This is a genomic window from Sphingomonas sp. UYEF23, from assembly GCF_040546165.1.
GTDB lineage: Bacteria > Pseudomonadota > Alphaproteobacteria > Sphingomonadales > Sphingomonadaceae > Sphingomonas > Sphingomonas glacialis.
The window spans coordinates 600,936-627,935 of the sequence record NZ_JBEPNG010000001.1; the positions used below are offsets into that span (position 1 = coordinate 600,936).

A 27,000-nucleotide genomic window follows, 5' to 3' on the forward strand; every position below is an offset into this window, starting at 1 on the left:
CCGCAAACTCCCCAGTCCGACACTCTTGCGTTGCGCTCGCTGCACAGTGGACCCCGGCACAAGGCCGGGGTGACGACCGATGAGTAACCGCCTCGCCGCCGCCTTCGCCAAGGGCCACCCCGCGCTCGTCACCTTCGTCACCGCCGGTGACGGCCCGACGCCTGCGATCCTCGACGCGCTCGTCGAGGGCGGCGCCGACGTGATCGAGCTCGGCATGCCGTTCACCGATCCGATGGCCGATGGCCCCGCGATCCAGGCGGCGAACATCCGCAGCTTGCTCGCCGGCACGCGCACCGCCGACATCCTCGCGATCGCGACCGACTTCCGCGCGCGCCACCCGGATACCCCGCTCGTCCTGATGGGCTATGCCAATCCGATGACGATCCGTGGCGGCGCGTGGTTCGCTGACGCCGCGCATGCAGCGGGCGTCGACGGCGTGATCTGCGTCGACATCCCGCCCGAGGAAGACCCCGAACTCGGCCCCGCGCTGCGCGCCAAGGGCATCGCGCCGATCCGCCTCGCTACGCCGACCACCGACGCTGCCCGCCTCCCCGTCGTGCTCGATGGCGCGAACGGCTTCCTCTATTACGTCTCGGTCGCCGGGATCACCGGGCTGCAGCAGGCGGCGCAGACTTCGATCGACGAAGCGGTCAAGCGGCTCAAGGCGCATACCGACCTCCCCGTCGCGGTCGGCTTCGGCGTGCGCACGCCCGAACAGGCCGCTGCAATCGCCAAGGTCGCCGACGGCGTCGTCGTCGGCTCGGCGATCGTCGAGCTCGTCGCCGAACATGGCGCGGCAGCGCCGCACGCCGTGCGCGCCTATATCCAGTCCCTGTCGGCGGCGATCCGCACCGCCCGCGAAGGAGTTCCCGCATGAGCTGGCTCACCAGCGTCCGCAACGCGCTCGCCTATGTCGTCCCCGTCAAGAAAGAAACGCCCGACAATCTGTGGCACAAGTGCAAGAGCTGCGGGACGATGACGTTCCACAAGGAGCTCGAGGACAATCTCCACGTCTGCCCGCATTGCGACCATCATGATCGCATCGGGCCGCTGCTGCGCTTCGAATATGTGTTCGACAAAGGCAGCTACACGATCGTGCCGCTCCCCAAGGTGCCCGACGACCCGCTCAAGTTCCGCGACACCAAGCGCTATGTCGATCGAATCAAGGCCGCGCGCGTCGCAACGTCGGAAGGCGATGCGCTGATCACGGCGCGCGGGACGATCGAGGGCCGCAAGGCGGTGATCGGCGTCCAGGACTTCGCCTTCATGGGTGGATCGATGGGACTTGCGGTCGGCGAGGCGTTCATCCGCGGCGTCGAGACCGCGATCCAGGAGAATTGCCCGTACATCATCTTCACCGCCGCCGGCGGCGCGCGGATGCAGGAAGGCATTCTCAGCCTGATGCAGATGCCGCGCGCGACAGTGGCGATCGCGATGCTGCAGGATGCCGGGCTGCCCTATATCGTCGTGCTGACCGATCCGACGACGGGCGGCGTCACCGCGAGCTATGCGATGCTCGGCGACGTCCAGATCGCCGAGCCGGGGGCGTTGATCGGTTTCGCCGGCCAGCGCGTGATCGAGCAGACGATACGCGAGAAGCTGCCCGACGGCTTCCAGCGCGCGGAATATCTGCTCGAGCACGGCATGATCGACATGGTCAAGCATCGCCGCGACCTGCGCGCGACGCTGGCGAGCCTGATCGACTATCTGTGCGGCGCGAAGATCGCTGCGTAGCGCAACCAACGCCCCTCCCGCTTGCGGGAGGGGCCGGGGGGTTGGCGCGCTATGCACGCGCGCTACGCCTGCCGGGGTGGGCTAGCGCTCTCAACGCGCGTATCGTTTGCTGATAGCGCGCGCCCACCCCCTACCCCCTCCCGCAAGCGGGAGTGGAGGAGTTGAAATGCCCGATCACGCAACTTCCACCGACTCAGCGGTCCAAGCCCAGCTCGACCGGCTCTGGTCGCTTTCCCCCGGCGCGGACATCCTTGGGCTCGAGCGCATCACGGCGCTGCTTGACCGACTCGGTAATCCGCACCACCGCCTGCCCCCTGTGATCCATGTCGCGGGCACGAACGGCAAAGGCTCGACCTGCGCGTTCCTGCGTTCGGCGATCGAAGCGTCGGGGCTTACCGCGCACGTCTACACCAGCCCCCATCTGGTCCGCTTCAACGAGCGGATCCGCCTCGCCGGCACCCTCATCACCGACGACGCCCTCGCGATCTTGCTCGCCGAAGTGCTCGATCACGCCGCCGACCTGACGGCGAGCTTCTTCGAAGTCACCACCGCCGCCGCCTTCCTCGCGTTCAGCCGCACGCCCGCCGACGTGTGCATCATCGAGGTCGGGCTTGGCGGCCGACTCGATGCGACCAACGTGGTGCCGGCGCCGATCGTCACCGGGATCGCGCAACTCGGGATCGATCATCAGAGCTTTCTCGGTGAAACGCTAGGCGAGATCGCGGGCGAAAAGGCCGGGATCGCCAAGTCCGGTGTTCCGCTCGTCACGATGCGCTATCCCGCGCCGATCGCAAAACGCGTCGCTGCGGTCGCGCGGACGGCCGGAGCCAAGCCAGCGCCCGCGGGCGACGACTGGCACTTCACGGTGGAAAGCGATCGCCTGATCTATACCGACGCCAATGGGACGATCGAAACCCCGCTGCCGCGCATGGCGGGCCCGCACCAGCCCGAGAACCTTGCGCTCGCCATAGCGCTGCTGCGCCACCAGAGCGCTCTGACAATCCCCGCCGACGCCTATCGCATCGCCGCCGAGACGACGCACTGGCCCGCGCGGATGCAGCGGCTCCACCCCGGCCCGCTGCTCGACCAGCTTCCAGCAGGCAGCCAGCTCTGGCTCGACGGCGGGCACAATCCCGCCGCAGCACAGGCGATCGCGGCAGCGCTCGACGCGATTGCGCATCCCGCCGTCGGGCGAAGCGAAGTGCATCTCGTGCTCGGCATGCTCGCGAACAAGGATCCGGTCGGGCTGCTCACCCCGTTCGCGCGACTGGCGACGACGCTTCACGCGGTGCCCGTCCCGAACCACGAGCATCACGCGCCCGCTGCGCTCGCCGCGGTTGCGCATGACCTCGGGATCGCAGCCCATACCAGCGCCGATATTGCGGGTGCGTTGCGCGACATCACGACGATCGCCGATCCGGCGGAACCGCCGATCGTGCTGATTCTGGGCTCGCTCTACCTCGCCGGGGAAGCGCTTTCGGCGAATCTCGAGGCGCCAGACTGACGCTTTTTTATTGCGATTGACTTGCAATAGCGAATGCCAGAGGATGCTCCCAGTAACGGAGCATCCCCTCATGAGTCTCAGCCCAGCCCCCTCGCCCAGCCCCGCACAGCGCCCGTCGGCGCTCGCCGCCAGCTTGCCGAATGCGATGCCGGAAGACCCGAATGCGCGCTTGCTGCTGTTCGCGTTCCGCCGGCTCGGCGCGAACGGCCTCAACGACGCGCACGGCGCGCAGGCGTTGTTTCACAGCTTTGGCGCAGCGTTTCGCCGGCCCTTGCTGTTGCTGCGCACGATGATGGCCGACCTCGCGCATTCCGCGATTTGCCCGATCGCGATCGCGCCGTGCTGCTGTCTGCGGATGACGAGCGCCGAGGCCGCGATCCTGACGATCGTCGCCCGCGCCGAGACCGCCCCCGAAACCGCACGGCTGCTGCTCGGCGACTTGATCGGCGTGCGTCGCCCGGACGGCGTGCTCGCCAGCATCACCGCGCTGGCGCAGGCGTTCGCCGATGCCGGGCGACCCGTTACGGCGTGACGCTGTCAGCCGGCCGGTTGCGCATCCTCGGTCTCGCCGACCGAGGCGTCGATCAGCCCCTTGCGGCTCATCCACCAGAACAGCAGCACGCCCGGCAGCGCCGCGACCGTCGTCAGCAGGTAGAAGTTCACATAGCCCATCGCGTCGATCAGGCCGCCCGCGGTGGTGCCCGTCACCGCGCGCCCGACGATGCTCGTCGCCGCCGAGATCAGCGCATATTGCGCCGCGGTGAAGCGCGAATTGGTCAGCGCCGAGAAATAGGCGACGACGGTGACGCCGCCGATCCCGCTCGAGAAATTCTCGAAGCCGATCGCGCCCGCCATGCCGAGGTTCGAATGCCCCGCCATCGCCAGCCCGGCAAAGCTGAGGTTCGACACCATCATCAGCACGAGCGAAATCAGCACCGAGCGCTTCATGCCCAGCCGCGTATAGATCAACCCGCCGATGAAGATCCCGACGAGATAGGCGAGGAAGCCGATCCACACGTCGTAAAAGGCGATCTCGTCATTGGTGAATTTGAGCGAGTCGAACAGCAGTCGGAAGGTCAGATTGGCGAGCGTGTCGCCGATCTTGTGGATCAGGATGAACAGCAAGACGAGCAAAGCGCCCTGCCGCTGGAAGAACTGCACGAACGGCCCGATGATCGACGCGCCGAGATTGGCGATCCCGCCGCGTGCATCGGGCTCGCGGTGCCGCGCGGGCTCGCCGTAGAGCAGGCCCGCGATCATCGCGGGAAGCGCGAACAGGCCGCACAGCAGATAGGCGTTCGACCAGCCGAAGCGCGCCGCCACGACCAACGCGAGCGCCCCCGCGCCCGCCGACCCAAGCCGCCAGCCATATTGTGACATGCCCGAGCCGACGCCCAATTGCCGCGGCTCGAGGATTTCGATGCGATACGCGTCGATCACGATGTCGAAGGTCGCGCCCGCCGCGCCGACCAGGATCGCTGCGATCGCAGTCGCGTAAATATCAGCCTTTGGATCGACCAAAGCGAGGTTGGCGACCGCCGCCATCACCAGCAGCCCGGCGACGATCAGCCACGAGACACGCTGTCCGAGCCGCCCGATCAGCGGTAGGTGGACGCCGTCGACGACCCACGCCCAGATCCATTTGAGGTTGTAGACCAGGAAGGCGAGGCTGAACGCGGTGACCGTCGACTTGGTGATGCCGCTCTGCGCCAGCCGCGTCGTCAGCGTCGCGCCGATCATCGCGAACGGGAAGCCCGACGAGATCCCCAATGCCAGCGCGGCGAGCGGTGCCTTTTCAAGATACGGCCGGACACCGTCCCACCAATTCGGGTCGCGCCCGGTCACCGCATCCATTCGTCACTCGCCCCTTGCTCGTTAAAGCGCGAGACTAGCGGTAAATCACGTCGGAGGAACCTCCCAATCGTCACCCCGTCACGGACCGGGGCGAGCGATCAGCTTACGGTCACGAACAAACTGAAGCCGTTGGGCATCCGCTTGGGCTTCTTCCCCTCGAGCACGGCTTCGATTGCGGCAATCGCCGCAAGCAAATCACGCTGCGCATAGGGCTTCGCCAGGCACCCTGCGGCGACTTCACGCCCGCCCTCGGGGCAAGAGCCCGTCACGAACAGCACCGGCACGCCGACGCCATGCGCCGCGCGCGCGACGTCGAGTCCGCTGCCATCGGCCAAACTGATGTCGACCAACACCAGATCGATCTCGCGCTCGCGCCCGATGACCACAAGCGCATCGGCGACGCGGTCGACCGTCGCCACCACAGAATATTCGGCATCGCGCAGGAAATGCTCGGTGTCGAACGCCACCAACGGCTCGTCTTCGACAAGCAAGAGGTTGGAAATCCGCCGCTTCTTCTTCGCGAAAAGCATCGCAGGAAATACCCGTCTTTTTTCTGGGGCCACCACAATGGCGGCGTGCGCACCGCCCTCGTTACGCATCCGAGCCTTAACGCGCGGCTACGAGATTGGGCACACATTATTTTGTGCGCACAACATGAGATAAATTGGGTATCAGGCGAGTGTGTCCAAGCCCCCTACCCCAATAGACCGCTCGAACGAGCCCCCGCGACCTTCGACGCGACCCAAAGACGAACAGAGGATCGCAAAACTGCTCGCGCGCGCCGGCGTCGCGTCTCGGCGTGAAGTCGAACGCATGATGGCCGAGGGGCGCGTCGCGCTCGATGGCGTCGTGCTCGATACGCCGGCGACGATCCTGCACTCGCTCACTGGTGTGACCGTCGATGGCGAGCCGATCGCCGCGCCAGCCGCTGCACGGCTGTTCCTCTATCACAAGCCGCCCGGCCTGCTCGTCACCGAGCGCGATCCCGCCGGGCGCCAGACGATCTACGACCAGCTGCCCGACGATCTGCCGCGGCTCGTGCCCGTCGGCCGGCTCGATCTCAACACCGAGGGCTTGCTCCTCATGACCACCGATGGCGAGTTGAAGCGCCAGCTCGAGCTGCCCGCCACCGGCGTCGAGCGTGCGTACCGCGCCCGCGCCTACGGCCCGATCACGCAGGAGCAGCTCGAGGAGCTGATCCACGGCGTCGAGATCGAGGGCATTCGCTACGGCTCGATCAACGCCAATCTCGAGCGCCGCACCGGCGCGAACGTGTGGATCGAAATGATCCTGACCGAAGGCAAGAATCGCGAAGTGCGCCGCGTGCTCGAATATCTCGGGCTCAAGGTCTCGCGGCTGATCCGTACGCGCTACGGCCCGTTTCTGTTGGGGGATCTCGCGGTCGGCGAGATTGGCGAGGTCAAGCAGCACGACGTCGTCAGCTTCCGCAAGGATCCGACGCGCAAAGGCGGCGGCGAAGCCCCCAAGCTGGTCGAGAAGCCGCGCCCGCAACAACGCGGAATGCAGCAGATCCCGTCCGCGCCAAAGGCCCCGACGCCTAAGCCGCAGCCCGCGCGGCGCATCACCAAGACCTCGGCCAACCGCGCCGACAAGGCGGCGTTCGCCGAACCGACGCGCCAGGCGCAGCCCGGCCGCGATCCGGTCGTGCTGACCAAGGCGACCAAGGTGAAACGCTTCTACGACGCCAAGCCGAAGGCCGGCACCGAACCCGTTGCCCCGCGCGCGATCGCGCCGGGCCAGCGCCCCAAGGTGTTCAGCCCCGAGCTCGGCCGCAACGTCCGCGCCAAGCCGGGCCGCACCGCCACGCCGACCGAGACCGCCGAGCGCAAACCCGCCAAGGCGACGCCGCGCACCGCGGGCAAGGCGCGCGCCGCGCCGTCGAAGCCGGCGCGCGTGAAGATTCACAAGAGCCGGACCAGGAAGTAAGATGCGCATCATTGCCGGAAAATGGCGCGGCCGCCCGCTCGTCGCGCCCAAGGGCGACGCGACTCGCCCGACTGCCGATCGCGTGCGCGAGGCGCTGTTCTCGATGCTCACCAGCCGCGTCGGTAGCTTCGAGGAATTGGCGGTCGCCGATTTCTTTGCGGGCTCGGGCGCGCTCGGGATCGAGGCGCTGTCGCGCGGCGCCGCGTCGTGCATCTTCGTAGAGCAGGACAAGCCCGCGCTCGACGCGCTGCGCGTGAACCTGACCAAATTGGGCGGCGCGAAGGAAATCGGCGCCGACGTCCGTGCGCAGTCGGTACTGGCTTTGGGGCTTGCCGCCAAGCCGCTCGATCTGATCGTGATGGACCCGCCCTATGACAGCGGCGCGGGCGCGGTTGCGCTCGACAAGCTCAACCGGCTGGGGTGGATCGGCGAGGCGACGTGGATCAGCATCGAGACCGCCAAGGCCGAGCTGGTCGAGGTGGCCGGGTTCGTCGAGGACGTCAGCCGCGTGCACGGCAAGGCGCGGATCACGCTGCTGCGGCGGGCTTGAACAGATAAGCCCCTCCCCTGAAGGGGAGGGGCTTTAGATTAGCTCAAACGTGATGCGACAGCCCGAACAGCGTCAGCATCAGCCAGTACAGCCCGCCCGACAGCGCCATTGCCGCGGGCAGCGTCAGCACCCACGCCAGCGCCATGTTGCGGAGCGTCGTGATTTGCAGCCCGGCGCCATTCGCCACCGAGGCACCCGCCACGCCGCTCGTCAGGATGTGCGTCGTCGACACCGGCACCGCGATGAAATCGGCCCCGGCGATCGTCGCCGCAGCGACGATTTCGGCAGCGGCACCCATGCCGTACGTCAGATGCGTCTTGCCGATCCGCTCGCCGACGGTGACGACGATCCGCTTCCAGCCGATCATCGTGCCGAGCCCGAGCGCGATCGCGACGATGATCTTCACCCAATACGGAATGTAGCGCGTGCCATGCTCGAGATTGGTGGCGTAGCTGTTGATCGCCTTGAGCTCGGCCGGCGCGAAGGTCTTCGCCGCCTTGTCCTTGTCCTTGACCGCGAGCTTGATCGTATCGAGCGCGAGATACATGTCGTTGCGCAAATTGGGCGTCGCCGCAGCGGGCACCTTCTGCAGCGTGCCATAGCCCTCGATGCGCTGGCTGACGTCGCGTGACAGCGTATCGATCGCGCCGAACACCTGCGGCGACAGCACCTCGCGCACGCGCAGCGCCTTGGTCAGCGTCGTGCGCGCCGCGTCCACCGTCCCGTCCGGAGCATCGCCAGCATGCGCGCGGAATGCGCCGGCAGCCTGGTTGGCGGTCTGGACGAAGGCGGGCATGTCGCGCTCGGGCATCGTGCGATTGAGCGCATAGGCGGTCGGCGCGCAGCCGATCAGGATGAGCATGATGAGGCCCATGCCCTTCTGCCCGTCATTGCTGCCGTGGAAGAAACTCACCGCGGTGCACGTGCCGATCAGCAGCGCACGGATCCCCGGCGGCGGCGGCGTCTGGCCCTCGGGCTCGGCATACAGCTTGGGGTTCCGGATGACGCGCTTCATCAGCCACAGCAGCGCGAGCGCACCGCCAAAGCCCATCAGCGGGCTGAAGAACAGCCCCTTGAAGACGTTGAGCGCTTGCGACCAATCGACCCCCGAGGTGCCGCCGGTGTTCGCGGCAATCAGCTGGTTGGCGAAGCCGACGCCGAGCACCGAGCCGATCAGCGCATGGCTCGACGAATTGGGGAGCCCGACATACCAGGTGCCGAGATTCCACAGCACCGCGGCGAACAGCAGCGCGAAGATCATCGCGAACCCGGCGTTGCTGCCGACATGCAGGATCAGGTCGACCGGCAGCAGCGTGACGATCGTATAGGCGACCGCCCCGCTCGACAGCAGCACGCCGAGCAGATTGCAGCATCCCGACCACACCACCGCCACGGGTGCGGGAAGCGAGTGGGTATAGATGACGGTGGCGACGGCATTGGCAGTGTCGTGGAAGCCGTTGACGAATTCGAACCCCAGCGCGATCAGCAGCGCGAGCCCGAGAAACGCGAAGGTGCCGAGCGCCAGCCCCTCGCCGACGTTCGCGGTGTCGGTGAAGATGCTGTACGCGGCATAGGCGATCCCGGCGAACAGCACGCCGAAGAAGATCCAGCGCCCCGCAGGATGCAGTTTATGGTCGAGCCGTGGCCCATGCGATGCGTCCGTCGCCGATTCGGGGGACGCGAGAAAGGTGGTCGCCATGTCCCCTAAGGCCTTCGCTGGGTTCTGTTACGGTATGATGACAGCGCGCGGCTCGCGTGCCGCATCGGTGCCGCCGAGTCGGGAGCCAGCGCCCGGAAAATCGCGCTATTTCAAGCAACGGTCGGCTCGTAGCCCGGCGCGACCTCGAGGATTCACCGCGAGCGTCGACTCCGGTAGGCGATGCCGGGTGCATGGCGTAATGCGATTTGCGTGTCGCGCCGCCGCGCTCTAAAGCGTTTCGACGCGACCGGGGGGCGCAGGAGAGATTTGGGTGGGCACGGCTTTTATCGCGAGGGCGCAAGTCGATACTGCCGAGCCTCCGCTGATCGCTCCCCCCCCTGCCCCGTTCCAGCATCCACCGATTGCTGGCCCGCTGCGGATCCTCACCTATCTCTACAGTTTCGCGCCAGGCGGCGTCGAACGCGTTGCGGCTCGGCTGCATGCGGCATGGAGCATTCGTGGTTTCGACGCGCAGGTCGTGCTCGCCGACGCCCGCGTCGCGCCACCGCAACAGTTGCGCGCGACGCGGCAAGTCGGCGTTCGACCGGCGGCGGGCCAGCTCGCCGGGTTCGTCGCACTCGCGCGCGGGCTTCCCGCGATGATCGGGGTGGAGCGCCCCGACATCCTGTTCTGCGCGGGCAATACCTATACCGCGCTCGCGGTCGTGCTGCGCTTGCTGCTCGGGCGGAAATTCCCGCCGATCGTCGCGAAGATCAGCAACTGCCTCGAGCGCCCCGACATGTCGCCGCCGGTGCGCGCATTCTACCGCATCTGGCTGCGCATCCAGGGGCGCTACATCGACCATTTCGTTGCGATGGCGCCCGCGATGCGCGACGAAATCGCGCAGCGGACCGGGGTCGCGGTCGACCGGATCAGCGTCATCCCCGATCCGGCATTGTGCGCGGACGATCTCGCCCGGCTCGCCGCCGCGCGCGATGCGGCATCGCGCGGTCGCCCCGGCCGCCATTATCTCGCGGTCGGTCGACTTGCACCGCAGAAGAATTTCGCGCTGCTGCTCGAGGCGTTCGCGCGCGTCGTGACGCCGGGCGATACGCTGACGATCCTCGGCGAAGGGCTCGAACGCGCGAGCCTCGAACGACTTGCGGCGTCGCTCGGGATTGCCGGCGCGGTGCACATGCCGGGGCATACCGACCCGCTCGACCAGTGGCTGGCGCAGGCCGACGTGTTCGTGCTGTCCTCAACCTATGAGGGCGTTCCCGCCGTGCTGATCGAGGCGCTGGCCGCCGGCTTGCCGATCGTCGCGACCGATTGCTGCGTCAGCATGCGCGATCTGCTCGGCCACGGTGCCTTCGGCGCGATCGTGCCGAAGGGCGATTGCGCGGCACTGGCGCGCGCCATGACGACAATCGCGCTCGACGATCGCGCGGTCGTCACGGCCCGGCGCGCCGCCGCCGCGGCGTTCACGGTCGAACATGCCGCCGACGCCTATCTCGACGTCATGCACACGCTCGCCGCACCACGCCGCGCGCTGGTGGCGGGCAGGATCGACGCGCCCGCGCTCGCGGCCGAATAAGCGGAAGCGCTTGCCCGCGGGCGCGCCGTTCCCTACCTGTTCACCGATGAGTCTCCCCGCCCCTACCGATCAGGATCCGCCCTATTTGCGCGGCCTCAACGCGCCACAGCGCGACGCCGTGCTCACCACCGAGGGCCCCGTGCTCGTCCTCGCCGGCGCGGGCACCGGCAAGACCGCCGCGCTTACCGCGCGGCTCGCGCATCTGCTCAACACGCGGAAGGCTTGGCCGAGCGAGATCCTCAGCGTCACCTTCACCAACAAGGCCGCGCGCGAGATGCGCCACCGCGTCGGCATGCTCGTCGGCGACGTGGTCGAGGGAATGCCGTGGCTCGGCACCTTCCACGCGATCGGCGCGAAGATGCTGCGCCGCCATGCCGAGCTGGTCGGGCTGCAGAGCAATTTCACGATCCTCGACACCGACGATCAGCTGCGCCTGCTGAAACAGCTGATCCAGGCCGCCGACCTCGACGAGAAACGCTGGCCCGCGCGCTCGCTCGCCGGGCTGATCGACGGCTGGAAGAATAAGGGCCTCACGCCCGCCCAGATCGATGCCGGCGAGAGCGAACTCTACGCCAACGGCCGCGGGCAGGAACTCTATGCCGCCTATCAGGCGCGCCTGGTCGCGCTCAACGCCTGCGATTTCGGCGATTTGCTGCTCCACATGCTCGTCATCCTGCAGCGCGACCGCGACGTGCTCGCCGACTACCAGCGCCGCTTCAAATACATCATGGTCGACGAGTATCAGGACACCAACAGCGTCCAGTATCTCTGGCTCCGCCTGCTCGCGCAGGAGCGCAAGAACATCGCCTGCGTCGGCGACGACGACCAATCGATCTATTCGTGGCGCGGCGCGCAGGTCGAGAATATCCTCAAGTTCGAAAAGGATTTCCCAGGCGCCAAGATCATCCGGCTCGAGCAGAATTACCGCAGCACGCCGCACATCCTCGGCGCCGCCTCCGGCGTCATCGCCAACAATAGCGGCCGCCTCGGCAAGCAGCTGTGGACCGAGCTCGACGCGGGCGAGAAGGTCAAGGTGCTCGGCGTGTGGGACGGCCCCGAGGAAGCGCGTCGCGTCGGCGAGGAAATCGACAGCGTGCAACGCGGTGGCAAGTCGCTCGACGAGATCGCCATCCTGGTGCGCGCGCAGCACCAGACGCGCGAGTTCGAGGACCGCTTCATCGCGACCGGCATTAATTACCGCATCGTCGGCGGTTTCCGCTTCTACGAACGCGCCGAGATCCGCGACGCGCTCGCCTATCTGCGTGTCGTCGCGCAGCCGGCCGACGACCTCGCCTTCGACCGCATCGTCAACGTCCCCAAGCGCGGCCTTGGCGACAAGGCGGTCGCCAAGATCCACCAGCTCGCGCGCGCGCAGAACGCCCCGCTCGTCACCGCCGCCGCGCGGCTGCTCGATACCGACGAGCTGAGCGGCGCGGCGCGCAAATCGCTCGGCAATCTCGTGATCGACATGGCGCGGTGGCGCGCGCAGGTGACCGAGCTGCCGCATGGCGAGCTCGCCCGCATCATCCTCGACGAGAGCGGCTATACCGCCGCGCTCCAGGCCGAGAAATCGGTCGAGGCCGCGGGGCGCCTTGAGAACCTCACCGAACTCGTCCGCGCGATGGAGGAATATGAGACGCTCGGCGCCTTCCTCGAACACGTTTCGCTGGTGATGGACAATGAGGCCGCCGCCGAGGAGCCCAAGGTCACGATCATGACGATCCACGCCGCCAAGGGCCTCGAATACGACACGGTGTTCCTGGTCGGCTGGGAGGAAGGGCTGTTCCCCTCGCAGCGCTCGCTCGACGAGGGCGGCACCAAGAGTCTTGAGGAGGAGCGCCGGCTCGCCTATGTCGCGATCACGCGCGCACGGCGCCGCGCGATCATCCTGCACGCCGCCAACCGCCGCATCTACGGCCAGTGGACGAGCAGCATCCCGAGCCGCTTCGTTGGCGAACTCCCGCCCGAGCATATCGAGGCCGAGTCGAGCATGGCGGGCGGCGAGAGCCTGTGGCGTGCCAATTGGTCCGAACGCGCCGATCCGTTTGCCGACGTCGCGCGCGGCACCGGCCGCGGCCCGGGGTGGCAGCGCGCGGCGGGCGTCGATTCCGCCAAGCCCGGCGGCGGCTACACGAACCGGACCTTCACGCGCGAGCCGAGCCGCGTCCAGGAATCGCGCGCTTCGGCGGTGAGCCTCGGCAACAAGGGCCGCGCCGACGTTTCGGTCGGGATGCGCGTGTTTCACCAGAAGTTCGGCTATGGCGCGATCGCCGAGATCGAGGGCAACAAGCTCGAGATCGACTTCGAGAGCGCCGGGCGCAAACGCGTGATGGATACGTTCGTGACGGTCGAGGCGTAGCCGCGATCGCAATCGTCGCCCCGGCGACGGCCGGGGCCGCCAGATCGGGCGCGAGACGCGGAGATGCAGCAAAGCGAGGAGATCGGACACCGCCGCCGCGCCATCGCACTGCGCGGTACGGCTCGCCGAGCCCGCTTCCGCGCAACGCGTTTTACCAGCGCCTAGCGCGCCACCGCGCGTACCGGCACCAGCACGTTGCACAGATCCGTCGCACCCGCGGGCACCGTGAAGAACGGCCCGCCGCGATTGGCCCGCGCCTCTAGCGTCGCTGCGAAGACGGGCGCGTCGGGGCGCAGATATTCAAACGCCGGGCGTTCCGCCGCGGGCAGATCGGCCGCGATCGCAATCCGCTTGATCGGCACGCGTTTCTTTGGATCCTCGTACAGCCCGAGCCCCCCGCCCGTCCCGCGCGGCAAGGCCGAGAGCGCCGCCATCCCGTCGATCACGCGCCCGACCAGCGCGATATTGCGGTCGAGATGGCGCGGGGCGTGCCCGATCACGGTATAGAGATCGCCCCCTGTCCCGGTATCGGGCGCAAGGTCGCGCGCGACGCCGACCATCCCATAGCAATGCGGCAACCACTGTCGCGCACCATCGCCCGCGACCGCCCAGCCGCTTGGGGTAAAGCCGGTCCGGGTGGCATAGGCATCGCGATACGGATTGGCGACGGCTGCGCCATGCGCGCCCCACGACCACTCATATTCGGCGGGCGGCTTGGCGGTGATCCCAACGGCGGGCGGCTTCTTCTCGGTCGCATCGCCCCATTGCGTGACGTAATTGTCCTGCACGCGGTAGACGGTCGCGTCGTTCCACCAGCCGCTCCGCGCGATCGTGCGGATATTGGCGACGTGTACCGGCGCGAACGCCGGGGCGAGCCAGATCACGCTGCGACATCCGTCGGCAAAGTCGATCAGCAGCAGATCCTGCGGGTCGATCGCGCCCCAGGCACTCGCCGGAGCGGCGGCGGCGAGCTGCGCCGCGGTCGGCTTCGGGGCGGGGGCGGGCGCGGGGGCGGCCTGGGCGGCGGCGAGCAGGGCGAAAAGCGGGAGCAGCATCGGCATCCCGCCAACCTGCCCGTTCGGCACGGCAGCGGCAATCCCTGTCGCGCGCAGCAGAATGCTTGCACAGCGGGCAGCGACGCTCTAGGGCCACCCTCCTGTCCAGGACATGCGGAGCGGTGGCCGAGTGGTCGAAGGCGCTCGCCTGGAAAGTGAGTATACGTCAAAAGCGTATCGAGGGTTCGAATCCCTCCCGCTCCGCCAGTCAGTCTTGTTCTGACCACTACAATCTGCCTCCTAGGACCAGAACCACGGGTTTCCGCGCCATTCCCGTCTGCAAACGGTACTACTAAGAACCAAGCCTTCGCTAAATCGGCGTAGATTCGCGGCGAATTCTCCGCCCCTCCGCCGGCAGTACCGTTTCGAATTAGGTGGCAGATCGCTGCAACCAGGGCCGCACAAACCATCTCGCGAAAATAAATCTCGAGCCCGCCTTCTCGCGTGTCGAAGGCCTCCGTCGCGCGCATCGAAAGCGTCGTTTTGCCTGATACCGACGATTAAACAGGTTGCTGGACACTTTCGCGACCGCACGGGGCATTTTGAGACTGCCATCACTCTGATTTTTTGGCAAAATCCGATCGCCAACCCTGTTTTTCTTAACAGCCTAAAAACAGGCAAGGATCAGGCAAGTAACAGGTTGCCAAATGAGCGAACAGGCTAAGCGCCCAGCGACGCTTCGCGGCTGCCAACAAGCTTTGAGACAGCCGAGATTCATTGTCAACATACTGATTTCTTTAGCTTTTCGCAAATGTCTTGCTTGACCTAATTCGAGATCGCGCTTAGCTTAAATCCTGGTCGACAGACCAACTCGCGTAACGAAGACGCGCCGGCTCAATCGGCAACATCAGAGCACGAGCCATTCAACGAACCGTCAATGTGGCGATCGGTGAAGGCTGTCCGATGTTGATTGGATGCCTGAACCATCGTCGCTCTCACTCTGTGGAGCGATGAACATGCGTAAAATACCTTCAAGTAAGAGAGCGAAGTCGACGTCTTCGGATTTCGACTTCGGCATCGTCGACCCAATCATTTTCGGCGAGATCGAATATATGCAATTGGACCAGATCAAGGTCCCGCCAGGCAACCCACGCAAGCACGACGCAAAGAATTTGGAGGCGATCGCAAAGGCGATCGCGGCCACGCGGGTGATGACGCCGCTGGTCGTCAACAGCCGCAATGAGCTGGCATCTGGCGAAGGCAGGCTCGGCGCGGCCAGGCTGCTAAAGCTGACCACCGTACCGGTGCTTCGCGCGGAGGCGCTGACGCAGGAGCAGTTCCTGGCGTTCCGCATCGCCGACAATCGAATCGCTGAACTTTCATGCTTTGACGACAAGGCGCTCGCGCTCGCCTTGCAGGAGCTGTCGAGCACGAGCCTCACGTTCAATATCGAGCATATCGGGTTTGATCTGCCTGAGATCGACATCAGGATCGACAGCCTCAGCGCAGCAGTGAACCCCGATGAAGACCCCGGAGACCTGCTACCCGCGATGCCATCCCCAGCCGTAACTCTCCTGGGCGACGTGTGGCTGTGCGGTGATCACCGGATCATCTGCGGATCGGCGCTCGACCCACTGGTCTATCAGGCACTGATGCGAGACGAGCGCGCACGCATGTCGATTCAGGACCCGCCGTACAATGTTTCAGTGACGAAGCATGTCGGTGGCCTTGGAGCAATCCAACATCGTGAGTTTGCGATGGCTTCGGGAGAGATGTCCGAAGATGAGTTCTTCCATTTCCTTGCGAGCGAACTCGATCTCGCACAGCAGTACCTGGTCAAAGGTACCATCTTTATGGCCTTCATCGATTGGAGAAGCATCGATAAGCTTATCGCCGCTGGAAAAGCGGCCGGGCTCGAGCTCGTCAATCTTTGCGTCTGGAACAAGACCAACGCGTCCCTCGGATCACTCTACCGGTCAAAGCACGAACTGGTCGCCGTATTCAAGAAGCCCGGCGCTCGACATACCAACAACGTCCAGCTCGGTAGCTACGGGCGGTATCGGACGAACGTCTGGGATGCGCCAGGCTGCAACACGTTTGGCGCGAACCGGATGGCAGAACTCGCCTCGCATCCGACCGTAAAGCCTGTCGCTCTTGTGGCAGATGCGATCCGCGATGTCTCGCATCGTGGCGAGATCGTGCTCGATAGTTTTGGTGGCTCGGGTACGACCATGATCGCCGCCGAGCGGACCGGTCGCATAGGCTATCTGATCGAACTCGATCCGATCTACGTCGATACAACCGTACGGCGCTGGGAAGCGTTCACCGGCCGCCAGGCGGTACTCGAGGCGAGCGGGCAGATCTTTGCCGACACCGCAGATGCGCGCGCGGCCGGCACAAAGCCCGCCGTGTTCGCACGCGCGCGGACACGCCCGATCGCTGCCTAATTCTCCCCGTTAATCGAAAGCTTTTCCCATGGACACGCCATATACATCTCCGCGCCCGCGTATGCGCATCCGTGCCGTCACCGATATCGGTCTGCAGTCAACAGCCGATCGACCTGGCCCTGAAGTATCGCGTATCATCGCCGACGCCGAACCGAAACAAGGAGCGCGCAAGCGTGAACCCAACAAGGGCAGCTTCCAGCACGGCCAGTCCGGCAACCCCGCGGGTCGTCCGCGCGGCGCCAAAGGCGTCAAGGCAATGGTGCGAAAGGCGTTCGACACCCGCATCGAGATCAAGTCGGCCAAGGGTCCGAAGAAGGTCAGGATTTTCGAGGCGCTGTTGAAAAAGGAAGTGTCACTGGCGGCAGAGGGAGACTGGCGCGCGCGCAAGACCGTATTCGACCTTGGCAAATGGGCGTTGGGCGACAGCATCGAACTTCCGCTCACGCCTGAGGCGTCATCGCCCGAGCAACTCACCGAGACCGGCCAGGCTATCATCGCATGGTTCAAGGATGAGATTACCGAACAGTCCCGCAATCAGGGAGACGGACAATGACGGCGGTCAGACACAGCGCAGTTGCCGATGCCCTGGCACGGGACCGGCTTATGCCATTCCTGATGTTGGTGTTCGCCCACCTTAATCCGAACCAACCGCCGTTGCAGTCCTCCTGGTATCTGCGCGCGATGTGTTACTGGCTCGAGCGCATCGAACGCGGCGAGTTGCTGCGCTCGATGATCTGGCTGCAGCCCCGCGCGCTGAAATCTATCACGGTCGCGGTCGCATTCCCGTGCTGGATCCTTGGTCGCGATGCATCACGCGAGATCATGGTCGCAACCTATGGCGGCGCCCTCTCGGCCCAGCACGCCGATCACCGTCGTTCGGTGCTGAAGTCGGACTGGTACCACAAATTGTTTCCGCAAACGAAGATAGCGCCGGGCGGCGATCGGCAGGATGAGATCGTTACAACCATGCACGGCCGATGCCTGTCGATCTCGGTCGGTGGGCGAGTCACCGGGAGCGGTGCAGACTTCCTCATCTTCGATGATATCATGAAGGCGGATGAGGCAAACAGCGAGGCGATCCGCGCCGCAATGAAGAACTGGATCGACTCTGCGGCCACGCAGCGGCTTAATCCAAAGGGTGTAGGGGCGATCATCTCGATCCAGCAGCGTCTGCACGAGGACGATCTGCCGGCCTATCTGCGCGACAAGGGCTATGCGTGCTTGTGCCTGCCCGCGATCGCGCAACGCGACATGGTGATCGAAACCGGGCCGGGGGTAACGCACCTGTTCCGTCGCAACGATGTTCTATGCCCGGAGCTCGTGTCGCGCGAGCAGCTCGAACAAAAGCGGCTCGAGTCCGGCCGTCAGGTGTTCTCCGCCCAATATCTGCAGGAGCCGGTTGCGCTCGAAGGCAACCTGATCCGGCTCGAGCATTTTCGGAGGTTCGAATGCGAAATCCCGCGCCAAAAGTTCGACAAGGTTTTCATCAGCTGGGACACGGCGACTAGCAGCCTTCCGACCGCGGACTGGTCGGTGGGCACGGTCTGGGGAGCCGTGGCGGGGCGCCTGTTCCTGCTGGAAATTTATCGCAGACGGGTGGATTATCCTGATCTGAAACGGGCGGTGATCGCATTGCAAAGAAAATGGCGGGCCGACCGCGTCTTGATGGAGGACGCCAATGCCGGCACCGGCCTGATCCAGGAGTTCCGCAAGTCAGGACCGTTCCGGCTGTTCGCTTGCCGTCCCATAACCGGGAAGGTGGAACGGCTGGTGGCGCAAACCGGTCAAATTGAGGAGGGTCGCGTCTATCTTCCAGCTGAACTTGATGGCTTGGACGCTATGCTCGGCGAACTCCGCGCGTTCCCGCATGGTGCGCATGACGACATCGTCGACAGCATCTCGCAGCTACTCGAATATTGGATGATGCACTGGAAATACACCGAGACAGAATTTGCTGCTGACGGGCGCGCCGAACGTTTGTTGCGGCAGCGGAAGCGGCCGCTACTACCGCAGCTCCCGGACTGGATATCGTAAGCTCGGCGATGGTCAGTTTGATTGGTGCGCGCCCAGCCGCTCTAACAGGACCACCATTGCTAGCGTATCACGCGCGCAATAATCGAGCAGCCCGGCGCGGATGACGCCGTGCTGCTCGACCGTCGTCGCGGGGTCGACCGCCTCGAGATACGCATCCTGTGCTTCCATGCCCGAGCGTGCGCCGTCGAGCGTAGTGTAGGCAAGTTCGGGCGCGAGCGTAGGCAGTACCGCTTTGATCGACCAGCTGCCACGCATGTCGCGGTGGTAGTAATGCCGCCTGGCAACCGGCAGCAGGTCGACCAGCAGGCTCGCGAGTGAGCGCAGCGCCTGGGCATGGTCCGGGACATGCTCGGCGAGCTTGTGCAGGCACGATCGCTCGAAGCTGGCATTCCACGCGATTACCGCGCCGCTCACCGGCAGGTTTGCCAAAGCCTCGGCGCAAGCCGTACGCGGGTCGGCACCGTCAGTGGAGAGAAACGCGAAATGCTCAAGCGCGCCGCTCCCGCGATCGATATGTGCAGAAAACTGGAACGGGACCTGTTGGTAAGGGCCGGTCCCGATCCAGCGCGGGACCGCGAACGCGATCGTCTCGAAGTCGAGGAACGTTCGCGGGTAAGCCCACCTTTCTGTCTCAAAGCGTACAGCCTGAACGTCATGGTATGGCGTGCCGGTCATGGTCGCGGCGTGGACCCGCGTCAGCAGCGGTTGGGTCAGAAGTGCCGCATCAATCAGTAGCAGGTCTTCGACACCATCTTGGGCGACCGCGCGGGCAAAGGCTTTGCCCGCGACCCCCGGCAGCAGGCTCGCCGGCCACGCGGGCGGCGGCGGTAGGTCGCGTTCACAATATCCAACGAACGAGCAGGCGAATGGCTCGGCGCAGTGCGGGCCTGGTCTGATCGCGGGCTCGCCACCGGTCAGCGTCGCCACCGCGCTGGCGACGATCTCGCGCCGAGCCGCGATCAACGGCTTTATCCCCTCCCCCGCGGGCTCATCGATAAACAGTCCGTGATAGTCGCCCGCGGCGCGAAACACGAACGTAGGGTCGATAACGCGCACTGACGCGCGTGTAATGTTCACACCGCAGCCGTTGAGCACCCAAAGCTGCGTTGCAAGATCGGCGCGCTGATACGGTTTGACGCTGGTCGTGCTCTTGACCTCGGCCACCTGCCAGCCATTCCCGTCCGGGATCATCAGATCGACCCGTACTGCTACACCGGCATGGATAAAGGTCGCCTCGAATAGCGGCACGCGAATGGCACGGCCGAGGGCGATCGCGGTCGCTTCAGCCGCGGCGGCCATGCCGGCGCTGCCGTCAATCTCGATCCCGTCCGGATAGAGTGCGCAAGCGGCCGCTCCCACTTCGTGTCCGATCCGAAATACGCGACGTGTGCCGTCGCTCTCCTGCGCAAGGTCCGGCCGATGCACCGAAAGCCACAGCCGCTTTGCGCACTGTTCAAAGATCGCGATGCGCGATTTAGACAGGCCGGCGCGGCGCTGCACGAACGGTTGTGCCAGCGTGGCGGCCCCGGGCGGCGGATCAGCCATGCACGTTTTGCAGCCGAGGACGGAAGCTGTTCACGAACTGGTTGGCAACCACTCCCATCCAGCGCAGCATCCGGTCCTGTTCGGCAGGCTCCCACGGGATGACAGACGGGGTGACCAGCCCTATTGCCGGGCCCTCGCCCTCGCCCTCGCTCCAATCGGGCGCAGGCAGTCCAGCTGCTGTAAACTCGGCATCGATCGCATCTCGGTCGGCGTAGCATAGCTTCCATGCCGCCCCGTCCAGGCTAGCGAACCTCATCTGTGCCCCGCACTGCTGGTTGGCCGCGGACCGGTAGAGGTTTACATACAACCCATCCGGCAGCGGCACGCGAATCCAGCCATTGCCGCCGCGGCGCGCAAGCGGCTGCGCTGGATCATCGAACACCGTCTCGGCGACGAAGCGGTCAACGAACTGTTGCCATGACCGGCTGGCATCCGATGGCTCGCTTGCGGGCGCGACTGTGCGCGGGGTCGGTCGTGGTTCGATCGCGTCGATGCTGACGCCGGCCACCTCGCTGCGGATCACATGGCGCTCGATCGTCACCGTCTGCGCCAATATCCGAGGCTGGATGATCGTCCGGGTGGCACCGCTCGCGTCATCTGCGCGGTACTCGGCAAACTCGATCAGCGCGAATTCGAACGCGAGCCCAGGCTGCGCACGCAAATATTCGCCGATCCGCCTCGTGCCCTCGGTGATCCCGTCGCCCGCGATTAGCAGCAAGAACCGCCCGGCCGCCAGATCGCGCGAGACGCGGTCGACGAACTGCGCCTCGTCGAGTGCCCCGCCTGCTTCACACGCCAGCGCATACAGCACGTTGCCCTGCCGCCGCGTGGCGATGCTGATCTGGCGCTGCAGGTCCTCATAGCCGTAGCGGCTCAGCTCGCGCGCATAGTCGAGGATTTGCCCCACCACCTCGCGCCGCGCCTGCGGGTTGCGCCAGAGCTTGCACTCGACCACCACCAGCCGGCCGTGCTCGTCCGCGAGCAGCACGTCGATGAATCCGACGCCGGGGATATTCAGTTCGCGCGCGACTGTGAACAGCCGCCCGTAGCCAGGGTCGATATCGCGCACCGGCAGAATCGCCGGGTTGTCGTAGATGAGGTCGCGCAGCGTGCGTTCGCGCCGGGCTTCGCCCTGCGGCACGCGCTCGACGATCGTCGGCGTATCGTCATCGCGTATCAGTACCAGCGTCATGGTCGCACCTCATGTCTGGATGCGAATGCTGTCCGCCGGATGGCTTCCTCGTCGCACCTATGTCCACTCAGGGCGACGGCCGAAGCCGGATGTTCGAAACCTGCAGGAGTCCAACAGGCGCATGCGCCTTTACCGTTGCCGGCTGGACATGCGCGCATGCCACCCGGCCTCCGCTTTCGCAGTGACCGGCTGACTCCTTTGTGAGGTTTCGACGCCCCGCTCCCGATCTCTCGGGAGCAGTGTCAGATTGCTCGCTTCGTGCGCGCAGACAAGTGGAATATCGCGGGACGGGCCGGTTTCGCGGATTTTAAGCACGATCCGCTCCGATCAGCGAAGGGTCGCCCTGCCCGCCTCTGGTCGTCCGTCGCTGGCTCCGGTACGCCGGGCGCGGAGATCGACCATGACGCACTTCGGCGACTATCAGAACCTGATCTACGGGAGCGGCCTGTCGGGCGTTCAGCCAACCTGGCCGGTCGATTACGCGACCCTCAAAGCACGTGCCGAAGCCGCAATGCCGCCAGGGGTGCTCACCTACGTCCAGGGCGGCTGCGGCGACGAGTTCACGCAAGACGAAAACGCTCGCGCGTTCCAGCATTGGGGCATGGTGCCGCGCATGATGGTAGACTGCTCGACGCGAGACCTCTCGACACGGGTGTTCGGCATGGAGCTGACGAGCCCGCTGTTCATGGCACCGATCGGGGTCACGGGTATGTGCACGCAGGATGACCACGGCGACCTAGCCGCCGCTCGCGCCAGCGCAGCGACGGGTGTGCCATTAATCGCGTCGACGCTGTCCAATGACCCGCTCGAAGCGGTTCGAGTTACGTGCGACGACACCCCGGCGATGTTCCAACTCTACACGCCGCGCGATCCCGACGTCGCGTCGAGCCTGGTGTCGCGCGCCGAGGCGGCGGGGTACAAGGCCATCGTCGTGACGCTCGATACATGGGTGACCGGCTGGCGGCCGCGCGATCTCAACGTTGCCAATTTCCCGCAGCTTCGCGGTCACGTGTTGCAGAACTATTTTACTGATCCCGCCTTTCGCAAGCTGCTCGCCAAGCCGCCCGAGGATGACATGCGCACCGCAATTGGCACCTGGGCTGCAACCTTCGGCAAAGTGCTGACGTGGGATGACATGGCGTGGTTGCGGAGCCTCACCAAGCTGCCAATCGTGCTAAAGGGCATTTGCCACCCGGATGACGCGCTACGCGCGATAAATACCGGTGCCGATGGTATATACGTTTCCAACCATGGTGGTCGCCAGGCTAATGGCGGCATCGCTACGATCGACATGCTCCCAAAGGTCGTGGCGGCGGTCGCGGGCCGCATACCCGTGCTGTTCGATAGCGGGATACGCTCGGGCAGCGATGTGATCAAAGCGATAGCGCTCGGCGCAGACTTGGTTGGGGTTGGCCGGCCATACAGCTATGGCCTCGCGCTTGGTGGCGCAGACGGCTGCGCTCATGTGTTGCGCTGTCTGCTTGCCGAGGCTGACTTGCTGATGGCGGTAAATGGTTGGCCAACCCTCGCCGCAGTGCGCGAAGCTGGCGCGAAACGGACCGATCTTACACTGCCGAGCCGATAGAGTACGTGGGAGTTGACCGTCTATTTTTGGGCTAATTAGGGTGGAAAACGGAACGGCCGGTTTGGCCCGGCATCTGACGTAACCCGCCCCCCGTTCAGACTTAGCTGGTCACCAGCTAGGGGCCATAGTTGCCGCCGTTCACGCGGTAGCCGTGTCGTCGGCGCGAGGGTCACTGCCGTTACGCTCCACCTGGGGGCGACAATGGGGACGCGGACGACAATGCACTGACTATCTAGGCGGGCCACCCGGTCGAGCTACTTTTCTGGTAGCATCCTTTATCTCCATCTCCATTCGCAAATTTTTAACCAGTGACAGGCGGGGCAGATTCAGCGATAGGGTCAATAATATTTATTGTCGAAAGACGAGATAAATAGCGATGAGCGAGCGGAACGATATCGTCGATTTGACTGGCGTAGTTAAGGGTGCGCAAACCCTGATGCGGGCGTTAGATATAATGGACGAGGTAATTGCGGGACCAATCCGTTTGACCGATCTTGCCCAAAAGCTTTGCATGAGCAAGACTACTACACACCGATTGGTGGCGGCATTAGCATCGCGCAAATATCTACATTTAACGCCGACCGGCTTCGGGCTGGGCCCAAAGTTAATACAGATGGGCGTAATCGCCAGCGAACAAGTAAATTATATAAACGTGGCTCGCCCGGCTATGGAATTACTTTCGGAACGGACTGGCTTTTGTGTATTCTCCGGTAAACGAGAGGGGGATTGGTTGCGTTATGTCGATCGCGTGACTGGACAGCAGCGGCTTCGGTTGTCAGCTGCGCCGGGCGACTTTCGCCCAATCGCTGAAACCGGAATGGGTAAAGCACTGCTGCTCGACGAAGGCGAGCCAGCTTTGGTGTACCTCTACAAGCAGGCTACCGGAGAGGCACCGGAATCGCCCCGAGGTATACAGTTCCTAGATTCAATGCGGATAAACCGAAGACGCGGCCTTGTGCTGCATGACAGCGAAAGCGATAATGGCGTCCGCTCAGTTGCGGCTCCGGTACGTGACGCAGGAGGGCGTATCTGCATGGCGATTAGTATCGCCAGCGCGGCGCATTATCTGACAGATAGCAACATTGGACAGCTTGCGGAGCAGCTTGCACGCTCGGTTAAGCAGGTGAGTACGGCAATTGGTTACAAGGGGAACGAATGATTTTTTATCTAGAAAACTGGATTTATATCTGAGAAAAGCACATTCCTACAATAGTATATATTTTCGCTTTGATATTATATATTTATAATTTAAAATATATATTTATTAATTTTATTATCTATATCTGAAAATTCGGATAATAGGCTGCGTTATGAACAAGTAAGGATACTCATATTAGAGGACTTACTTATTGCCAAATCAAGCGGCAACAGGAGTTCCGCAACCCCAAAGCGGGATGAGCGAAGCTGAGATAAAGCCCCGCGCTTCCTTCGGTAAAGCGTCGGCGGCGACATCTGAATCGTGCCCGTAGTTCCGCACCAGGTTCAACAGGCATATCCGGCGTCATCGCAACATGATTGCCTTTTGCCGGTTAGGGTGGGCCGCAGTGCCGACGAAGCCCGTCGTCGCGAGACCCGTCACATCCACCGCCTCGATTGCGCGGGAAAATTGACTTGGAGATGTCGCGTCCCAGGATAGTCGGCATCCAACAAGGGTTATTAGATCGGCGTGACGGATGTGGAAGCCGGGCGTGTCGTGCGGCTCCAGCGCCGGCACGGCGCTGGTCGGGCGATTGTCGTAAATTCCGCCGGAATAGCGCGTCCAGCGGCCCAACGTCATCGCTACGTCCGTAAGCGTCACGTGATGCAACCGCGACTGAACGCTGCCTTCGATCCGCACGCTGTTTTCCGCCCGACCGGTCACGCGCTCGACGGTGATATGGTGGATGGCGCCGACGCGGGTTTCGGGCGTGCGTGGAATGGCGGTGAACGAAATGCCTTCGCCACGGCCCCACCAAGGCGAGGAGAAATAGCGCGCGGCGAAGCGAATGTCGCGAAAGACGATGTTGAAGACATTCCCTTCGTCGCGCAGCTGGATACACAATCCACGGCCTGCGTCGAGAATCGTGCAGCGCTCAAACAGAACGTCATGTACGTCCTGAACGGTCTCGGTGCCGATTTTCAGCCCTGAATCCTGCGTTTCCAGCACGCAGTCATGGACATGAATGTTGTGCGACGGGCCGTAGCGCTCATTTCCGCGCGTGGCCTTGATCACGATTGCATCGTCGCCGCATCGGATGCGACAATTGCGAATTTCGACGTTCTGGCAATGGTCGGGGTCGATGCCGTCGCAATTGGGCACGTCGAGCTGATTGTCGATGTGTAGCTGTTCGATTAGGACTCGGCGACAGCCTAGGAGATGAACGGTCCAGCTCGGCGCATGGCGCAGGTGGAGATCGCGGATCGTCAGGTCGGCACAATTTTCCAGCACGATGAGACGCGGGCGAAAGGCTTTGGGCACATACCATTCGCCCTCGGGATCGTAGCGCTCCATGAAATCGGGCGAGCAGCCGTCGATCGTACCGCTGCCGCTCAGCACCAGGCCGTCCGCGCCGTCCGCGTGAATCAGGCCGGCGGCGCGGTCACTATAATCCTCAGGACGCGTGCTAGCCAGCAGGGTGCCATCGACCCGAAGCTCTATACCGCTGCGCAGAGTAATCGGCCCAATCACGCAACGCCGGCCCTTGGCAATTAGTACGCAGGAACCGGGCGCGGCGGCGTTTATTGCATGCTGGATCGCGGCGGTGTCCAAGGTCGAGCCATCTCCCACCGCGCCGAATGCGTGCACATCGAGGATGTGTTTCGACGTGGCGCGGCGGGCAGGCGCGATGACGGCCATCATGCCGGCGGCGAGCAATGTCCGGCGGTCTATCATTTCGGCAAATCCCCTGCGAACGACACATCCCATACCTTCGAAAGCGTGGCGTGGCCGGCCGGACCGCTCGCCCGCAAGCTGACCACGAACTTACCCGCAGACGCATAGCTATGGACCGGGTTGCGCTCTTCCGAATGCGTCCCGTCGCCGAAATTCCAGAACCAGCCCGTGACCGCGCCGAGCGTATCGTCGTGGTAGGCCACGGTGCGGCGGTCCCGGTCAAGGATGGTGAAAGACCAGTCGGCCTTGATCGGCGGGCGCTGCCCGGCCTCGAGCGGCATCAGCCGGAACCCGCACAATTCGGACGCCTGACCGTACATCGTGTGGTGCGGCGACAGGTTCCAGAAATGATGGTGAGTGGGTCCATCATAGTCGATCACCGCCCAGGCCAGGCCGATAACCTTATTCTCGGTTAAAGCACTTTCGACAGAATAGGCAGGTCCCCGTGCGTCCGCATGATCGAATGGGGTGATCCAAAATTCGGCGACCAGCTTGCCGCTCTGCCCGGGCTTGAAGGTGTAATGATAGGCGATGTTGGACCACGGCAGGCGCTTGATCCACGCCGCCTGCGGGCCCCACGCCATCGCCCAGTCCTTTTCGAAGGCGGGCGTAAAAATGTGGTAATTCTGAGAGTCGACATTCTGGAAATCGAACCAGGCAGTCTGCTCGTCGATGCCGGGGCCGAGCCCGGTTGCAGGCGCCTTTAGCGGATGGAAACGTGAAATGAACGGGCCGCCCGAGCGGTTGCCATCAACGGCGATCTCGAGTGTGTCGTTATGCAGGCCGGGCTCGTCGAAATCCCAATAGTCGTCACGCGCCTCATAAAGAAAATAGAGGCGGTTTAGGCCTTTGACCCATGCGACCTTGAGCGAGACGTCGAGGCTCTTCGGATCGGGTCGGACGTTCGAGCCGTCATCGGCGGCGAGCGCGTCAGTGCCGATCGCGTAGCGGTCCGGCACCGCTGCCCAGTCATCGATCTTGCCATCGATACGCGGGATGGAATCGGCGGTGAACTGATAGACAGGATAGCCCTCCGCCGAGCAGGTTTGCGTACGCGGCGACACGGCTGAAATCGCAAACGCAAGTGCAGCGATGACACTCAGTCCAACTGTCATGCATCCTCCGCAATTAAACTATCATTTTATAGCA

The 27,000-nt window shown here is 64.3% G+C and carries 21 protein-coding genes and 1 tRNA gene; 14 read left to right on the forward strand and 8 right to left on the reverse strand.

Features of this window, described 5'->3' with window-relative positions; genetic code table 11:
* Positions 1-79: 79 nt before the first annotated feature.
* From trpA to ABIB28_RS02885, 4 genes are all read left to right on the forward strand, one after another.
* Entirely contained in the window at positions 80-877 is a 798-nt protein-coding gene (gene trpA / locus ABIB28_RS02870) for a tryptophan synthase subunit alpha (protein WP_133188981.1), read from the forward strand.
* Positions 874-1,734: an acetyl-CoA carboxylase, carboxyltransferase subunit beta gene (gene accD, locus ABIB28_RS02875; RefSeq protein ID WP_354286216.1), complete on the forward strand. Its 861-nt coding sequence runs from the start codon at positions 874-876 to the stop codon at positions 1,732-1,734. The genes trpA and accD overlap by 4 nt, the downstream gene beginning before the upstream one ends.
* A gap of 166 nt (positions 1,735-1,900) precedes the next feature.
* On the forward strand, positions 1,901-3,238 hold the full coding sequence (locus tag ABIB28_RS02880) for a bifunctional folylpolyglutamate synthase/dihydrofolate synthase (protein ID WP_354286218.1): 1,338 nt from the start codon (positions 1,901-1,903) through the stop codon (positions 3,236-3,238).
* A gap of 70 nt (positions 3,239-3,308) precedes the next feature.
* A complete protein-coding gene (locus tag ABIB28_RS02885; protein ID WP_354286220.1) occupies positions 3,309-3,770 on the forward strand; it encodes a DUF6628 family protein in 462 nt (153 codons plus the stop codon).
* A 5-nt stretch (positions 3,771-3,775) separates the two neighbouring features.
* On the opposite strand, the gene ABIB28_RS02890 is transcribed toward ABIB28_RS02885, so the two are convergent.
* Both ABIB28_RS02890 and ABIB28_RS02895 read right to left on the reverse strand, forming a co-directional pair.
* Positions 3,776-5,092, reverse strand: coding sequence for an AmpG family muropeptide MFS transporter (locus ABIB28_RS02890; RefSeq protein ID WP_354286222.1), 1,317 nt, complete (start codon positions 5,090-5,092; stop codon positions 3,776-3,778).
* A 98-nt stretch (positions 5,093-5,190) separates the two neighbouring features.
* Positions 5,191-5,622 (reverse strand): response regulator, encoded by a 432-nt coding sequence (locus ABIB28_RS02895; protein ID WP_133188990.1) that lies wholly within the window; start codon positions 5,620-5,622, stop codon positions 5,191-5,193.
* Between the two features lie 283 nt (positions 5,623-5,905).
* On the opposite strand from ABIB28_RS02895, the gene ABIB28_RS02900 reads away from it, so the two are divergent.
* Positions 5,906-7,039, forward strand: a complete 1,134-nt coding sequence (locus ABIB28_RS02900) for a pseudouridine synthase (protein ID WP_354286224.1) — start codon at positions 5,906-5,908, stop codon at positions 7,037-7,039.
* A 1-nt stretch (position 7,040) separates the two neighbouring features.
* Positions 7,041-7,589: a 16S rRNA (guanine(966)-N(2))-methyltransferase RsmD gene (rsmD, locus tag ABIB28_RS02905; protein ID WP_189675085.1), complete on the forward strand. Its 549-nt coding sequence runs from the start codon at positions 7,041-7,043 to the stop codon at positions 7,587-7,589.
* Between the two features lie 43 nt (positions 7,590-7,632).
* Here rsmD and ABIB28_RS02910 read toward each other — a convergent pair whose 3' ends face one another.
* Complete coding sequence (locus ABIB28_RS02910) at positions 7,633-9,288, reverse strand: inorganic phosphate transporter (protein WP_354286227.1); 1,656 nt, start codon at positions 9,286-9,288, stop codon at positions 7,633-7,635.
* A 271-nt stretch (positions 9,289-9,559) separates the two neighbouring features.
* On the opposite strand from ABIB28_RS02910, the gene ABIB28_RS02915 reads away from it, so the two are divergent.
* Both ABIB28_RS02915 and ABIB28_RS02920 read left to right on the forward strand, forming a co-directional pair.
* Positions 9,560-10,822, forward strand: coding sequence for a glycosyltransferase (locus tag ABIB28_RS02915; RefSeq protein WP_354286229.1), 1,263 nt, complete (start codon positions 9,560-9,562; stop codon positions 10,820-10,822).
* A gap of 46 nt (positions 10,823-10,868) precedes the next feature.
* Positions 10,869-13,181: an ATP-dependent helicase gene (locus ABIB28_RS02920; RefSeq protein ID WP_133188996.1), complete on the forward strand. Its 2,313-nt coding sequence runs from the start codon at positions 10,869-10,871 to the stop codon at positions 13,179-13,181.
* Between the two features lie 161 nt (positions 13,182-13,342).
* Here ABIB28_RS02920 and ABIB28_RS02925 read toward each other — a convergent pair whose 3' ends face one another.
* Entirely contained in the window at positions 13,343-14,242 is a 900-nt protein-coding gene (locus tag ABIB28_RS02925) for a peptidylprolyl isomerase (RefSeq protein ID WP_354286231.1), read from the reverse strand.
* Between the two features lie 110 nt (positions 14,243-14,352).
* On the opposite strand from ABIB28_RS02925, the gene ABIB28_RS02930 reads away from it, so the two are divergent.
* From ABIB28_RS02930 to terL, 4 genes are all read left to right on the forward strand, one after another.
* A tRNA-Ser gene (locus ABIB28_RS02930) sits at positions 14,353-14,443 on the forward strand.
* Positions 14,444-15,186: 743 nt separating this feature from the next.
* Positions 15,187-16,623, forward strand: a complete 1,437-nt coding sequence (locus ABIB28_RS02935; protein WP_354286232.1) for a site-specific DNA-methyltransferase — start codon at positions 15,187-15,189, stop codon at positions 16,621-16,623.
* 61 nt (positions 16,624-16,684) lie between these two features.
* Positions 16,685-17,176, forward strand: coding sequence for a DUF5681 domain-containing protein (locus ABIB28_RS02940; RefSeq protein ID WP_354286234.1), 492 nt, complete (start codon positions 16,685-16,687; stop codon positions 17,174-17,176).
* 62 nt (positions 17,177-17,238) lie between these two features.
* A complete protein-coding gene (gene terL, locus ABIB28_RS02945; RefSeq protein WP_354286236.1) occupies positions 17,239-18,657 on the forward strand; it encodes a phage terminase large subunit in 1,419 nt (472 codons plus the stop codon).
* A 12-nt stretch (positions 18,658-18,669) separates the two neighbouring features.
* On the opposite strand, the gene ABIB28_RS02950 is transcribed toward terL, so the two are convergent.
* Both ABIB28_RS02950 and ABIB28_RS02955 read right to left on the reverse strand, forming a co-directional pair.
* A complete protein-coding gene (locus ABIB28_RS02950) occupies positions 18,670-20,202 on the reverse strand; it encodes a DUF2779 domain-containing protein (RefSeq protein WP_354286238.1) in 1,533 nt (510 codons plus the stop codon).
* Positions 20,195-21,394 carry a hypothetical protein gene (locus ABIB28_RS02955; protein WP_354286240.1) on the reverse strand — a complete coding sequence of 400 codons (1,200 nt, stop codon included), beginning with the start codon at positions 21,392-21,394 and terminating at the stop codon, positions 20,195-20,197. The genes ABIB28_RS02950 and ABIB28_RS02955 overlap by 8 nt, the downstream gene beginning before the upstream one ends.
* Positions 21,395-21,794: 400 nt before the next feature.
* Here ABIB28_RS02955 and ABIB28_RS02960 point away from each other — a divergent pair, with 400 nt between their 5' ends.
* Together ABIB28_RS02960 and ABIB28_RS02965 are read left to right on the forward strand one after the other, a co-directional pair.
* A complete protein-coding gene (locus ABIB28_RS02960) occupies positions 21,795-22,979 on the forward strand; it encodes an alpha-hydroxy-acid oxidizing protein (protein WP_354286242.1) in 1,185 nt (394 codons plus the stop codon).
* 376 nt (positions 22,980-23,355) lie between these two features.
* Complete coding sequence (locus tag ABIB28_RS02965; protein WP_354286244.1) at positions 23,356-24,138, forward strand: IclR family transcriptional regulator; 783 nt, start codon at positions 23,356-23,358, stop codon at positions 24,136-24,138.
* Positions 24,139-24,480: 342 nt separating this feature from the next.
* Here the strand turns inward: ABIB28_RS02965 and ABIB28_RS02970 are convergent, their stop codons facing one another.
* Positions 24,481-25,851, reverse strand: coding sequence for a glycoside hydrolase family 28 protein (locus tag ABIB28_RS02970; protein ID WP_354286245.1), 1,371 nt, complete (start codon positions 25,849-25,851; stop codon positions 24,481-24,483).
* Positions 25,848-26,966: a PKD domain-containing protein gene (locus ABIB28_RS02975; protein ID WP_354286247.1), complete on the reverse strand. Its 1,119-nt coding sequence runs from the start codon at positions 26,964-26,966 to the stop codon at positions 25,848-25,850. The genes ABIB28_RS02970 and ABIB28_RS02975 overlap by 4 nt, the downstream gene beginning before the upstream one ends.
* Positions 26,967-27,000: the final 34 nt, after the last annotated feature.

Excerpts from the sequence above, each read along its gene's own strand:
- ABIB28_RS02895 (WP_133188990.1), bottom strand. The coding sequence starts at position 5,622 with ATGCTTTTCGCGAAGAAGAAGCGGCGGATTTCCAACCTCTTGCTTGTC.
- ABIB28_RS02935 (WP_354286232.1), top strand. The coding sequence starts at position 15,187 with ATGAACATGCGTAAAATACCTTCAAGTAAGAGAGCGAAGTCGACGTCT.
- ABIB28_RS02925 (WP_354286231.1), bottom strand. The coding sequence starts at position 14,242 with ATGCCGATGCTGCTCCCGCTTTTCGCCCTGCTCGCCGCCGCCCAGGCC.
- ABIB28_RS02955 (WP_354286240.1), bottom strand. The coding sequence starts at position 21,394 with ATGACGCTGGTACTGATACGCGATGACGATACGCCGACGATCGTCGAG.
- ABIB28_RS02940 (WP_354286234.1), top strand. The coding sequence starts at position 16,685 with ATGCGCATCCGTGCCGTCACCGATATCGGTCTGCAGTCAACAGCCGAT.
- accD (WP_354286216.1), top strand. The coding sequence starts at position 874 with ATGAGCTGGCTCACCAGCGTCCGCAACGCGCTCGCCTATGTCGTCCCC.
- terL (WP_354286236.1), top strand. The coding sequence starts at position 17,239 with ATGTTGGTGTTCGCCCACCTTAATCCGAACCAACCGCCGTTGCAGTCC.
- ABIB28_RS02885 (WP_354286220.1), top strand. The coding sequence starts at position 3,309 with ATGAGTCTCAGCCCAGCCCCCTCGCCCAGCCCCGCACAGCGCCCGTCG.
- ABIB28_RS02950 (WP_354286238.1), bottom strand. The coding sequence starts at position 20,202 with ATGGCTGATCCGCCGCCCGGGGCCGCCACGCTGGCACAACCGTTCGTG.
- rsmD (WP_189675085.1), top strand. The coding sequence starts at position 7,041 with ATGCGCATCATTGCCGGAAAATGGCGCGGCCGCCCGCTCGTCGCGCCC.
- ABIB28_RS02960 (WP_354286242.1), top strand. The coding sequence starts at position 21,795 with ATGACGCACTTCGGCGACTATCAGAACCTGATCTACGGGAGCGGCCTG.
- ABIB28_RS02890 (WP_354286222.1), bottom strand. The coding sequence starts at position 5,092 with ATGGATGCGGTGACCGGGCGCGACCCGAATTGGTGGGACGGTGTCCGG.
- ABIB28_RS02900 (WP_354286224.1), top strand. The coding sequence starts at position 5,906 with ATGATGGCCGAGGGGCGCGTCGCGCTCGATGGCGTCGTGCTCGATACG.
- ABIB28_RS02975 (WP_354286247.1), bottom strand. The coding sequence starts at position 26,966 with ATGACAGTTGGACTGAGTGTCATCGCTGCACTTGCGTTTGCGATTTCA.
- trpA (WP_133188981.1), top strand. The coding sequence starts at position 80 with ATGAGTAACCGCCTCGCCGCCGCCTTCGCCAAGGGCCACCCCGCGCTC.
- ABIB28_RS02965 (WP_354286244.1), top strand. The coding sequence starts at position 23,356 with ATGAGCGAGCGGAACGATATCGTCGATTTGACTGGCGTAGTTAAGGGT.
- ABIB28_RS02920 (WP_133188996.1), top strand. The coding sequence starts at position 10,869 with ATGAGTCTCCCCGCCCCTACCGATCAGGATCCGCCCTATTTGCGCGGC.
- ABIB28_RS02880 (WP_354286218.1), top strand. The coding sequence starts at position 1,901 with ATGCCCGATCACGCAACTTCCACCGACTCAGCGGTCCAAGCCCAGCTC.
- ABIB28_RS02970 (WP_354286245.1), bottom strand. The coding sequence starts at position 25,851 with ATGATAGACCGCCGGACATTGCTCGCCGCCGGCATGATGGCCGTCATC.
- ABIB28_RS02910 (WP_354286227.1), bottom strand. The coding sequence starts at position 9,288 with ATGGCGACCACCTTTCTCGCGTCCCCCGAATCGGCGACGGACGCATCG.